General features: G+C 67.3%; 10 protein-coding genes. 3 read left to right on the forward strand and 7 right to left on the reverse strand.

The window, feature by feature from the left end:
- Positions 1 to 7: 7 nt before the first annotated feature.
- The 5 genes from CYFUS_RS20170 to CYFUS_RS20190 all read right to left on the reverse strand — a co-directional run bounded on the left by CYFUS_RS20170 (position 8) and on the right by CYFUS_RS20190 (position 5,834).
- Positions 8 to 1,564: a DUF1501 domain-containing protein gene (locus tag CYFUS_RS20170; RefSeq protein ID WP_095986708.1), complete on the reverse strand. Its 1,557-nt coding sequence runs from the start codon at positions 1,562 to 1,564 to the stop codon at positions 8 to 10.
- 11 nt (positions 1,565 to 1,575) lie between these two features.
- Positions 1,576 to 2,238, reverse strand: a complete 663-nt coding sequence (locus CYFUS_RS20175) for a hypothetical protein (RefSeq protein WP_095986709.1) — start codon at positions 2,236 to 2,238, stop codon at positions 1,576 to 1,578.
- Entirely contained in the window at positions 2,228 to 3,646 is a 1,419-nt protein-coding gene (locus CYFUS_RS20180) for a hypothetical protein (RefSeq protein WP_095986710.1), read from the reverse strand. The genes CYFUS_RS20175 and CYFUS_RS20180 overlap by 11 nt, the downstream gene beginning before the upstream one ends.
- A gap of 99 nt (positions 3,647 to 3,745) precedes the next feature.
- Positions 3,746 to 4,498, reverse strand: coding sequence for an amidohydrolase family protein (locus CYFUS_RS20185; protein WP_095986711.1), 753 nt, complete (start codon positions 4,496 to 4,498; stop codon positions 3,746 to 3,748).
- Between the two features lie 31 nt (positions 4,499 to 4,529).
- Complete coding sequence (locus tag CYFUS_RS20190; RefSeq protein WP_095992124.1) at positions 4,530 to 5,834, reverse strand: phenylacetate--CoA ligase family protein; 1,305 nt, start codon at positions 5,832 to 5,834, stop codon at positions 4,530 to 4,532.
- A gap of 379 nt (positions 5,835 to 6,213) precedes the next feature.
- Between CYFUS_RS20190 and CYFUS_RS20195 the strand changes: the two genes are divergently transcribed.
- A complete protein-coding gene (locus CYFUS_RS20195) occupies positions 6,214 to 7,779 on the forward strand; it encodes a hypothetical protein (RefSeq protein ID WP_095986712.1) in 1,566 nt (521 codons plus the stop codon).
- Between the two features lie 59 nt (positions 7,780 to 7,838).
- Here CYFUS_RS20195 and CYFUS_RS20200 read toward each other — a convergent pair whose 3' ends face one another.
- The gene (locus CYFUS_RS20200; protein WP_232537670.1) at positions 7,839 to 8,735 is read right to left on the reverse strand and encodes a type VI immunity family protein; all 897 of its coding nucleotides are present in this window, start codon (positions 8,733 to 8,735) and stop codon (positions 7,839 to 7,841) included.
- A gap of 424 nt (positions 8,736 to 9,159) precedes the next feature.
- On the opposite strand from CYFUS_RS20200, the gene CYFUS_RS20205 reads away from it, so the two are divergent.
- Together CYFUS_RS20205 and CYFUS_RS20210 are read left to right on the forward strand one after the other, a co-directional pair.
- Positions 9,160 to 9,366, forward strand: a complete 207-nt coding sequence (locus tag CYFUS_RS20205) for a hypothetical protein (protein ID WP_095986713.1) — start codon at positions 9,160 to 9,162, stop codon at positions 9,364 to 9,366.
- A gap of 194 nt (positions 9,367 to 9,560) precedes the next feature.
- Positions 9,561 to 10,928 carry a class II 3-deoxy-7-phosphoheptulonate synthase gene (locus tag CYFUS_RS20210; protein WP_095986714.1) on the forward strand — a complete coding sequence of 456 codons (1,368 nt, stop codon included), beginning with the start codon at positions 9,561 to 9,563 and terminating at the stop codon, positions 10,926 to 10,928.
- Positions 10,929 to 10,987: 59 nt separating this feature from the next.
- On the opposite strand, the gene CYFUS_RS20215 is transcribed toward CYFUS_RS20210, so the two are convergent.
- A complete protein-coding gene (locus CYFUS_RS20215) occupies positions 10,988 to 12,205 on the reverse strand; it encodes an MFS transporter (RefSeq protein ID WP_095986715.1) in 1,218 nt (405 codons plus the stop codon).
- Positions 12,206 to 12,292 lie beyond the last annotated feature (87 nt).

Raw genomic sequence — 12,292 nt, forward strand, 5'->3', positions numbered from 1 at the left:
GCTCGGCTCAGGTGCGCACGAAAGCGCTCGCGTCGGGGAGTCCGCTGCCAGAGGTATCCACGCCCAGGGCGCTCAGGATGCCGGAGAAGATGTCGGGCTCGTTCGTCTCCACCTTGCCCGGTCGTGGAGCTCCGGTGCGCGGGTCGAATCCGTAGGTCAGCGTGGTGCCCTTGTCGATCCCACCCAGCACCGTGTTGCCCTTGAGCATCGGCGAGAGCATCAAGAAGCCATTGTTGAGGTCATGCCCGGTGCTGAACGCCATGGTGTCATTGGGCCGCGAGCGCGTGCGCCCGAATTCGGTCGCCACGTAGATGAGCGTACGGTCCCACATGCTCTCGCCGGTGGTCCCGTCGAAGGGCTCCGCCTTGAGCAGGTCGATGAGCTTGTCCACCACGTCCATCACCCGTGCCCACATGAAGGCCTGACCCGCGCGATGATCGGTGTGGCTGAAGTCGAAGGCCAGCGGTGGGTTGGCGATGGGAGCCTGTTCATCGTTCCCCACCGCCACGTTGAACGACGGGCCAATCGTCACCGTCACCGACACCCGGTACTTGAGGAGCAGGAACGCCAGCGCCGCCTGTCCTTGCACGGGGTCGGTCAGGTAATCCGGGAAGAGCGTGCGCAGCCGATCCCCATCGGGGGAGCTCGACAGGCCGTACTCCGTGAGAGGCATCTTCGGCGGCTGGTCGGGCAGCACGTTGAGGCGGTTGATCAGATCCTTCGCCTCCAGCGCGGGTTGCCCCACGATGCGCTGCTCGTTCCACCGCTGGAGCGCCGCCGCGTTCTCGAAGGTCCGCCCGAAGACCGATTGTGAATCGAGCGTATTGCGCGTGCGCCGGGCCATCTCCACCACGTCGCGTGGGGGCGCGTCCTTGATGCCCTTGCCGCCGTCGAGCCCCAATGGCCAGAACGAGGCGTTGGACACCACCTCCCCGTAGCAGTACGAGGGCAGCGAACCATCGGTGCCGCGCTCGGAGTAGCCGCCCATTCCCATGTTCACGTTGGGAATGGGGAAGCCCGCGCCATGCTGCAGGGCCACGCACTCCTGCAGCGTGCGGCCGCGCCAGGCGGCGTTGCCGGTGATGCTCCGCTTCTGCGCGATGGCATGGTTCACCGAGGTGCCCACCGAGGTGGCCACGAGCATGGAGTCCTTGTGCTTGCGCACGAAGGGCAGCTGATCCGTGTTCACCCACTGGGGGATGGTGCCCAGCATTTGGTTGCTCACCTTCACCGCGCGGAACGGAGAGCCGTCCACGCCCCGCACCTGCTCGTCGGGGAAGGTGTTGAGCCGCGAGGCGTTGGCGCCGGCTTCCGAGGCGCGCACCGCCAGCAGGCTGTCGACGATGGAGGCGCCTCCGGCGGCGCCCACCACGATGAGGAAGCGGGGCTTGCCATCGAGGCGGGCGTGGCGCACGCCCCCGAGCCGCTCGAGTGTCTCCGGGGTGTTGAGCCCGTCACGGCAGCCCGTCAGCAGGGGTCCCAGCGTCGCGGAGCCCGCCGCGCACAGCGAGAGTGCCTTCAACATTTCCCGGCGCGAGAGCCGACCATTGTCGCGGAGTGACATGTCATTTTCCTTTAGAAGAAGATGGATTCGGCGGAGGAGAGGACGACGAAGCAGGCGGCCTTCATCCAGTCGCGGCCGGGCGCCTGACTGCTCGAGGCTTCGATGTCGGTGGCCAGTTGCGACAGCGTGCCCACCTCGGCCTCCGTGGGGTCTCGCAACAGCGCGCGCTGGTAGAGCGCGGTGATGGCGTTCTTCACCGGTTCTCCCTCCCGGCTCGCCAGACGCCCCTGGGAGTCGAGCTCGATGCCCCCGAAGATGACAGCCTCCGCGGGGAGGGTGACGTCGAGCGTGACGCGCCGGACGCAAGCCGCCGTCGCCACGCGGTCCACGGCGATGGGCGTGGTCACTCCGGTCAAGGGCAGCGGCTCGTAGAAGCCAAGGCCGTAGGGGTCGACGCCTCCCAGGGCCACGGTGTGCACGGAAGCGGTGCAGGAGTATTGGCCCAACTCGTTGCACACCTGCTCGACGGGCAGGGACAACGCCGCCGCGAAGTCGGACGCCAGCCGCTCCGGGCCCTTGAAGCGCGGGTTGTTGCGCGAGGAGCGTGCCAGCTCGGCGGGTGGTGGCGTGCCCGGGTCCTGCCCCGGTGGAGTGGGGGAGGGAGCGGGGGACGGGCAGGCGGTAAGAGCGCAGGCGGCGGACAGGAACAACACGCGAAGGGAATCAGGGCGCACCGTAGGCCTCCGTGCGGATCAGGTCATGAAGCATGCGCTGCACGCGGTACTGGTGCGTGCCCTTGAAGCGCTTCCAGGTGGTGACGAACTCGGCGTGCTCCTCGGGGGTGGGGGGATGGCCGATGAGCAGCTTCCAGTAGTCGGTGACGGTGGCGATGGCGAAGGCGTCGCTGTTGGCGCCCACCCGCGCCCACTCCACGAGGTTGTTCACCTTCTGGCCGAAGATGTAGCCGGCCTCGGGGGTCTGGGTGATGGTCGGCGCGACGTCACTGAAGTACGTCTCGAGGCGATTGGGGATGTAGTTCGCGGAGCTCTGCTGGTCCGTGAGGGAAATGCCCTGGTAGTTGCGGAAGGGGTAGCTCAGCGGGTCGAGCGTCGCATGGCAGGCCGCGCAGGCGGGCTCCGTCACGCCCTTGGCGTCGTAGTCGCGGGGCTCGTTGGGAATGCCGTAGAGGCCCTCTTGTCTGGCGATGTCGTAGCCCAGATATGCGCGGTAGGCCTGTGACGCGGCGTTCCGAGGGATCGCGGTGAACATCACGAAGTAGACGAGGCTCCACGAGGAGGTGATGTTGCCCGCGCGGTGCTGCTCGTCCTGGACGTACAGCATCGAATTCGGCTTCGTCGTCATCGAGTAGCGCGTGGGGTTGGACTCCCTGCGCACGAAGTACTTCGCCGTCATCACCTCGCGCGCGTCGTGGTCGTCGAGCTGCGAATAGGCGTAGAGCGCGTAGTCGTCGTAGTAGTCGGCGAGGGGAATGGCTCCCTCGTCCTCTCCTTCCTTGAGCGAGCCCACCGGGCGGATCTTCGGGTGCGCGAGCTTCCACAACTGCCCGTTCTTGCCGCGCCAGAACTCGCTCTGGGTGCAGCGATCGAGCTCGGCGTCGAGCCGGACGCGTTGCGCCTCGGCGTTCAACGCGGCGAATTCCTCGAGCTGCGCGTAGGTGGGTGACTGCCCGCAGAAGTCGAGCCGCACGCGCCGGTACGCGAAGCGTGTGTCGTAGCGGCACACGTCGTACTGGGGGTTGGTGCCCGCCGCGCAGCCGCCCGTCTCCACGGGGAAGCTGTTGGCGTCGGCCGGCAGGGTGCCTCGCTGGATCTCCACGAGGTTCGGCACGCCGTCGCCATCGGCATCCGCCGACTCGGCGGCCCTCAGTGCGGTGGGGAGTGCATAGGCGAAGTCATTGTCGGACAGCGGACGCGGCGCACCGGGCGCCAGGTGGGGTTCCAACCCGGCTCCGAAGGCGTTGCGCTGTGGCGGCGCGACGTGACAGTAGGTGCAGGAGGGCTGTTGCCCGGTGCAAACGGGTGCCGAAGGATAGGTGGTGCAGAACACTCCGCCGGCGGGCGGTTTGGCGAACACCTCCCCCGACACGAAAAGGGCCGCCCCCAGAATGAATCGTCGAAGCACCTGTGCTCCTCGTGAATTGGGTCTTCCGATTCCATGGAAAACCAATCCCCCCTCGACGTGTCACCGGGCACGGCGGATTTTGTATTTCGAGAAATCAGGTCAGTTCAGGTGGAACAGTGTCTGGACGTTGACGCCGAGGATGAGGTCGCGTTCGGCCTCGGACACGGGCAGCAGGCTGATCTTCTTGAGCTCCAGCCCCGGGTGGGACATGGGGAACTCGGAGCCGAAGACGAGCTTGCTCGCGCCCGTCTTCTTCACCGTCTCCTGCAGGTGCATGAAGGTACCCAGGGACGTCTCCAGGAAGAAGTTGTCGAGGCTCGCGGCCGCGTCCACCACGTCCGTGTCCGCCTGGGGCCCGCCCATGTGCTCGAGCAGGAAGCACGTCTTGGGGAAGCGCCGGGCGAGCTGGATGAAGTCTCCGGGGTTCGCCCCTGTCCGGAAGCCGACGTGGGAGACGATCGGAATGTCTCGCTCGCCACAGAGCGACGCGAGCGCCGCCATGCACTCGTCCAGGAACGAGAACCGGTGGACGAGGGGGCTCACGAGCAGGCCCCGGAAGCCCCGGGACACCCACTCCTCCAGCGCCTCCGGGGCGTGCGGCGGGCGCGGGTCCAGGCACGCCACGGCGGCCAGCCCGGGATGGGCGAGCACGGCTTGCTGGATGTAGTCATTGCAGGGGATGGGGTCGGCCTGGCGCCTGCCGGAGGTGAACTCGTTCATCCGACGGACATCCACCATGCCCCCTGGACAGACGAGGCCCTGCTTGATGCCGCTGCGGTCCAGCTGCGAGAGGTAGTGCTCCACCGAGCCATAGGGCTTGGGGCACAGATGCGCGTGTGCGTCGATGATCATGCCGCGACTCCTTGCTGGGGTGGGACTGTCCTCACTCGCGCACGACGCGCAGGGTCTTGGTACCCGTGCGGGGCAGGCGCTCGACGAACTCGATGTCCAAGGGCAGGTGCGTGAAGGCCTCCATCCTGCTGGCCAGCGTGCTGCCCAGCTCCCGGGAGGGCCGCACCCCGGTGGCGGGCTCACATCGGACCTTGATGCGGGCGGTGTTCGAGGCGGGCACGACGAAGTGGAACCAGTTGCCCACCTCGGGCATGCGCATGAGGAATTCCTCCAGGAAGAGGGGTGACACGCGCTGGCCCCGGTAGTGGAGCTGCTCGAAGGCCCGGCCACGCACGCGGAAGCGGCTCGCCGTGGCGCCGCAGGTGCACGTGTCCTTCTCGAACACCCCCAGGTCCCCGGTACGAAAGCGCAGCAGGGGACTGTCGTGGCGCAGCAGCGCCGTCACGACGAGCTCTCCCACCGAGCCCGGGGGCAGGGGCACCCCGGTGTCGGGGGCCACCACCTCGAGCAGGGTGTGGCCCTGGGTCAGGTGGTAGCCCTCGCGGGCCTCGCACTCCACGCCCATCATTCCGCCCTCCAGGGAGCCATAGAGGAAGAAGGCAGCGCAGCCCCAGAGCGCCTCCACGCGCCGCCGGAAGGAGGGAGAGCAGCCCTCGCCGGTGAGCCACATCTTCCGGGGGGCCATCGACGGCAGGGAGAGGCCCTGGTTGACCGCCTCCTCCGCCAGGGCGATGGCCCACGACGGACTGGTGATGACGATGCTGGGACGAAGGTCTCGGAAGACCTTGAGGGTCTTCGCGGGCGTGGAGTACGCGCCGCCCTTCCCGGCGGCGATGACCGTGGCATGGCTGCCCTCGGTGAACTCCCGGTGCATGGCCAGCCCCGAGGTGCTCATCTCATAGGGCAGCGCATTGAGACACACGTCTCCCGGGGTGACCGGGAGCAGCGAGGGATAATGGGCGGACAGGTGATAGCGCAGATCCAACCGGCTCTGGGTGCTGTAGATCTCCTCGCCGCCGCTCGTGCCCGTGGAGACCTGGATGATCATGATGTCCCGGCGCTCGCAGGTGAGCAGACGCCAGGGGTGTCCGCGCAGCTCCTCCTTGGTCAGGAAGGGCAGGCGCGGGAGATCCTCCAGGCCTCTGATACTTCCGGGGCGGATGCCCGCCCGCTCCAGCTTCTCCCGGTAGAAGGGCGAGTACTCCTGGGCCCGGGTGGCCACGGCGCGCAGGGCCGCGGACTGATAGTCTTTCAATGTCTCGGGTGGCATCCGATCTGCCTGCTTCAAATCCGAGGTATGGCGGGAGATGATCGTGGCGAGTGTTGGTGTGTCCATGCTCTGCAACGTGTGGACGGCGCGGACATGGATCAAGGACCTCGGACGTCGTCTGGAATGCAGACATACGAGCCCATCAATGGCTGTCGTCCAGGAGAGCGCTGCTTGGGGATGTCTGGTTCCTGAAAGTCAGACATCCGCCGGGAGCCGCGGTTTACGCTTCCCGCCGTTCAAGGGAAGGTGCGACTCCAGATGGCTCGCCCGGGGATGTCCTTGAACGTCAGCAGGCTCTCTCGCACGGAGTCCCGCGGGCGGGAGGCATCGGGGAGCCGGGTCCGGTCGAGTCGTGCCAGGGCGCTCCTTCCATGGCATGCCACCTCGGCTTCTTGCGCGACTTCCCCGAATGGGGTTGGCTGTGCATCGGAAGGTCTCACCCCATATGAATCGTTGCTTCTGGCTGGTCCTGGTGCTTCTGGTCATCTTGCCGGGATGTCCCTCCGGTTCCACGGGCGCCGACACCCGGCGCTACGCCTGCACCGGGGATGACGAGTGTGTCTCGGGCTTCGTCTGCCGTGCGGGCATGTGTCAGCGCCCCCTGGAGCCCGAGGGCCCGGACTCGGGCACTCCGGACTCGGGTACTCCGGACGCGGGGGGCCGTCCGCCGGTGAGCGTGGCTTTCGTCTCCGCAGCCCAGACGCTGGCCACGAGGGGATGCTCGGGCAAGGTGGAGCTCGAGGTGCGCGACAGCGGCGCCAACCCCGTCGTCCTCTCCTCTCCGAGAAGCATGACGCTGTCGGGAACGGGGCTCTCGTTCTTCTCCGACGAGGCGTGCACCACGCCGTTGTCCAATCCGGTGTTCGCCGCGGGCGCGACGCGCTCCGCCTTCTACTTCGAGGGCAGGACGAGCGGGACGATCACGCTCTCCGCGGCGGTGTCGGGTCTGAGCACGGTGAGGCAGGAGCAGACCATCCGGCCCGTGGTGCGCACGGGCTTTTGTGACATGCCCTCCGAGCGCCGTTCGGTGACCTGCCCCATCTCTCCGGGTCAGATCGATCTGTCGAAGACGATCCTGTTCGTCCAGGCCAATCCCGGGGGAACCAGTCCCGATGCCGCGAGCTTGCGCTGCTGGCTGTCGGGCAGGGACGCCCTCACCTGTGGACGCAATCAAGCCGGGGTCTACGTCTACATCGTGTGGAAGACCGTGGAGTTGGGGTCCGGGCTGAAGGTCCAGCACCTGCAGCCCACCTGCCAGGGGGGGAGCACCCTCTCGGTTCCCATCGAGCCCGTGACACCCTCGAAGACCTTTTTGTTGGTGTCGAGCGAGGTGAGCGGCTCGACGCTGGGAGACAACTTCTACACGGCGAAGCTGACCGATACCAACAAGGTGGAGCTGCGTTTCTCCACCGCCTGCAACACCGCCTGGAAAGGCTCGCTCCAGGTCGTGGAGGCCGACGGAATCCAGGTCCACCGGGGCGCGGGGACGATGTCCGGAACCCAGACCCAGGTGGCCTATACCTCTCAGCCGGTCGTGAATCTCGCCTCCAGCGCGCTGCTCTTCACCTACCGGGTGTCCAACGTGGCCACGGCGAACCTGTGTGACCGGGTCCTGCGAGGCGAGATGTCCTCGAGCACGGGGGTCTCCTTCTCGCGGGGCGCGGGCACCACCACGGGATGCACGACGGCGGTCATCGAGGAGATCGCCTGGGAGCGGATCGACTTCAGGACGCTCGCGAAGGTGCAGGCGCTCACGGTGTCCATTGGCTCGGGCGAGAACGACACCCAGGCCAGCATTTCCTCGGTGGATGAATCGCGCACGGTGTCGTTCGCCAGCGGGCAGGCCATGAACGGCCAGGGAGGAGGCGAGTCGGCCTACTCAGGCAATGATCTCATCGGAGAGTCCCTCGGCGCGTTCGAGTTCAACTCGTCCACACAACTGCAGATCGCCCGCGACTCCGGTGAGAAGCTGGCGCGGTGGGGCGTCTACGTCGTGCAGTTCGAGCCCTGAACCCGGGCCCGCCACCTGGCTGGCGGCGCTGGCCGTTGAGGGTGTGCCCCCAGAGTGCGTCAGTCGAGGAATCGTCGCTCCCACCGGCGCATGTTCTCGTCGGAGGTGCGGCTGAGATGGAGCCATGGCTCCAGGACGCGCGCCAGCTCACGGTACGCGGGGAGAGTGTGGCCCTGCTCCGTATCTCCTGCCTCGGGCCACTCGCCGAGCATCACCACCGCCCGCTCGCCGTCGAGTTCCCGCACGGTCATGCCGGGTGAATGCAGCTGGGCGCGGAGACCCGCGGCCCCTCCGAGTCCTCCCAATACGGGGGGGCCGAGGAAGTTCAGCCAATGGACGCCATCGACCTTCGTACCGATGAAGAGAGAGGTGAAGTGCAAGCCGGGGACATCCATGCCCGGGTAGCGGGAACACCGTGCTTCGACAGCTCGCGTAGCGACGAGAAGACCCTCCGGGAAGTCGAAAGCGAGACCCGCATGACCCGAGTTGAAGGGCAATTCGGCCGCGAGCTTCAACGCCAGCTCCTGGACGTGTCCGGGTCCATGCTCCTCCATGTATTCCGTGGGGAGATGGAATGCGACAGCACTCGTCGCTTCCGCGTTGTAGGCCTCTAGTGGACGACCCTGGTAGTTGAACTCGTACCCCGTGGTGTCGCTGGGCAGCTCTCTCAGCCACATGGAGGTGGCGGGACGCTCATGCATCTCGCTCCGGACGTAAGCCCAACCCTTGTCATCGAGTTCGTCCCAATCTTCATTGTAGGGGTTGATATACCAACCGAGCCTCTGGAGACCTACGGTGTTTCGATATACATCCAGGGCGCGCAGCACCGGCTTCACGAGTTCCCGGTGTGAGGACCGCATGTAGAAGGTGATGCTCACGCTCTCCCGGATGTACAGGGAGCGGACACCATCAACGCCCATCTGGATACGAATACGCGGATAGTGCTCGCCCATCATTGAACTCCGAGTGGGGTGATGCGTGAGGGGGTGCCCTGTTCATGAAGAAGCGCGTCTTTGTACATGTCTCCCTGCGTCTTCGGATGATGAGGATGGGACGGATCATATGTTCCCCAGGTTGGCGGGTTGTAGGAAGTTGCCTGACGTGCAGTGCCATGGCCATCATCCAGCGTGAGGTCTCCGGGTACACACCGCCGCCACCTCCACGAGCATGCACCCGGGGTGAGTGTTCCAGTCGTTCAACTGGACAAAACGCTGGAGCAAGAGGGGGCGCAAGGACGCGGCGGGAGCGCGGGGACGCTTCGCGGAGGAATGGGCATACCTGGCCCGAGCACCTCAAGCGCAGCCCGTGGCCGTTCAGAAAGGTTGATTGACGTTTCCTTCGGGAATGGAGGAGCCTCGGGACCTCAACCGGAGGAACGCAATGCTGCGAGACATGTTGTTCAAGGGGCTGGGGTTCGTTGCGGTCATCGCGATGGTGGGCTGTGGCGGCCCGGTGGACGAGGCCACGGACACGGAGACCCACCTGGACAGCCAGGAGCAGTTGCTGCCCATGTGCAAGGTGGATGACCCCCAGCCCTGCCCGGATGGGTACTACTGTGACGTCAGGACGTGCCGTCTGATCCCCTAAGCCGGAGACGAGGACTGCACCGCCGAGGAGCCCACCGTGGGCCTCGGCGGGCGCGGTTGCGGCGGGGCTACTCCCTGGCGACCTGGAGCACGAGCTTGCCCGTGTTCTCGCCCTTGAAGAGCTTCCGCAGGGTGTCGGGGACGGTCTCCAGCCGCTCTCACCCAGGGGCCTTGGTCTGATATCTCTACCCGGGTATGCGCACCTGGTCCCCTGGTTCCTGGAAGACGAAGCCCATCACCCAAGACGTCCGCTACGAGGATCCGAAGGAGGTCGAGGACGTCGTCGCGGCGCTCGGCCGCCTGCCTCCGCTGGTCACCTCCTGGGAGGTGGAGCGGCTGCGTGAGCTGCTGGCGGAAGCCCAGCAGGGCCGCCGCTTCCTGCTGCAGGGCGGAGACTGCGCCGAGTCGCTCTCCGACTGCCGTTCGGACATCATCACCAATCGGCAGAAGATCATCCTGCAGATGTCGCTGGTGCTCATCCACGGGGGGCACCGGCCCGTCATCCGGGTGGGACGCATCGCCGGCCAGTACGCCAAGCCGCGCTCCAAGCCCACGGAAGTTCGCGGGGGCGTGGAGCTGCCCAGCTACTTCGGGGACCTGGTCAACCGGCCGGAGTTCACTCCCGAGGCGCGGCGAGCGGACCCGAAGTTGCTGCTGGCCTGCTACCACCACGCGGCGATGACGCTCAACTTCGTGCGCTCGCTGAGCGACGGTGGCTTCGCCGACGTGCACCACCCCGAGTACTGGGACCTGAGCTTCTTCCGGCAGGCCGCCGTGCCGGGCGAGCTGCGCGAGGAGTACGAGCAGACCACCCGCAAGCTCAGCGAGGCCCTGCGCTTCATGGAGGCCCTGGGCGAGCGCACCGTGGCGGACCTCACCCGCGTGGACTTCTACACCAGCCACGAGGGCCTCAACCTCCACTACGAGTCGGCCCAGACACGTCAGGTTCCGTGGCGCGAGGGCTGGTACGATCTGACGACGCACCTGCCGTGGATTGGCGAGCGCACCCGGGCCCTGGACGGAGCGCACGTGGAGTTCTTCCGCGGCATCCGCAACCCGGTGGGGGTGAAGCTGGGCCCCAGCGTGTCCCCCGAGGACGCCGTCCGCCTGGCCGAGGCGCTCAACCCGGACAACGAGCCAGGCAAGCTCGTCCTCATCACCCGCATGGGCGCCCAGAAGGTGACGGACGCGCTTCCCCCGGTGGTGGAGGCCATGCGGCGGGCGGGCCGGCTCGTGCTGTGGGTGTGCGACCCGATGCACGGCAACACCGTGAGCACCTCCTCCGGCATCAAGACGCGCAACTTCCAGGACGTGCTGCGCGAGGTGGAGCAGAGCTTCGACGTGCACGAGAAGCTCGGCTCCTACCTGGGTGGGGTGCACTTCGAGCTCACGGGGGAGGACGTCACCGAGTGCGTGGGCGGTGCCGTGGGCATCACCGAGCAGGACCTGGAGCGCAACTACGCCACCCTGTGCGATCCGCGGCTCAACTACCGTCAGGCGCTGGAGATGAGTTTCCACCTCGCCCGGCGCATGAGCCGCCTTCCCCGCGCGCCCCGGCCCTGAGCCGAACGTATAGGACGCAGGGGTGCCGTGTTGGGGGGGGGGTGCGGAGTCGCCCGTGCTCAGGACTCGGTGAAGTCGAGATCCCGGTGGAACGTCTCGCGCAGCATGAGGGTGCACACCAGCCCGATGGCGCAGCAGCCCAGGGCCAGCATGCGCGTGGCGGGGATCACTCCGAGCGTGGGCTTGAGGGCGAACCAGAGCGAGGTGATGGGGACGGCCAGGCCCCGCACCACGTTGGGCGCGCTCGTGGCGGCGGTGGCGCGCAGGTTCGTCCCGAACAGCTCGCTCGCCGTGGTGACGAAGACGGACCAGTAGCCGGTGGCCGCGCCCACCACGAAAATCATCGCGTAGAACGGCATGGCGCCGAGCGGGGCCACCTCGAGGAACACGAGCATGGAGACGGCGAGCGCGACGAGGAAGGCCCCGATGGCCCGCTTGCGGCTGCGCAACACCTGGCTGAGCCAGCCGCTCGAGAAGTTGCCCACCACCACGCCGCCGTAGGCGAAGCCGATGACGCGGCCGGGCTGGATGGCCTCGGACAGGCCCATGGCCCTGCCCAGCTCGGGCGCGAACACGAAGAGCACGCCGGTGGCGAACCAGATGGGCATGGCGCTCAGCACGATGCAGCCGAAGCGCATCAGCCGCTCCGAGGGCCAGAGCAGCCCCAGCGGATTGCCTCGGGGCGCGGTGCCCCGGGCCATCTGCTCGAACAGGCCGCTCTCGGCCACGCCCAGGCGCATGGCGAGCAGCACGAAGCCGAGCACCCCGCCGAGCACATAGCAGGCCTTCCAGCCCAGCAGCTCGGCGGTGGCGCCCGCCACCACGGCGCCCAGCAGCCCCACGGTGGCGACGAGGGTGGTGCCCACGCCGCGCAGCCGGGTGGGGAGCAGCTCGCCCACCAGGGTGATGCCCGCGCCGAGCTCTCCCGCGAGCCCGAAGCCCGCCAGGGCCCGCAGCACGGCGTACGCCTCCACGTTGGTGACGAAGGCGTTGAGCAGGTTCGCGCTCGAGTAGAGCGCGATGGAGGCGTAGAGGGTGCGCGTCCGGCCGAAGCGATCTCCCGCGGCCCCGAAGGCGAAGCCCCCGAGCAGCATGCCGATGAGCTGCATGTCCAGCAGGTGCTTGCCGAGCCGGGCCAGCTCCTCGGGGTCCGTCACGCCGATGCCGCGCAGCGAGGGGATGCGCAGGATCGAGAACATGACGAGGTCGAACATGTCGACGAAGTAGCCAAGCGCGGCCACCATCACGGCCAGCCAGGGGCGACGGTCGGAGGACATGCGCTCAACCTAGCACGCGGGGCGGTGCGGTTTCGCCCCGGTTCCCCTCTGCCCCTGGTGATGAGCGCGAGCGCCCAAAGGAAGGTC

It is taken from the genome of Cystobacter fuscus (assembly GCF_002305875.1).
In the GTDB taxonomy this organism is placed as follows: domain Bacteria; phylum Myxococcota; class Myxococcia; order Myxococcales; family Myxococcaceae; genus Cystobacter; species Cystobacter fuscus_A.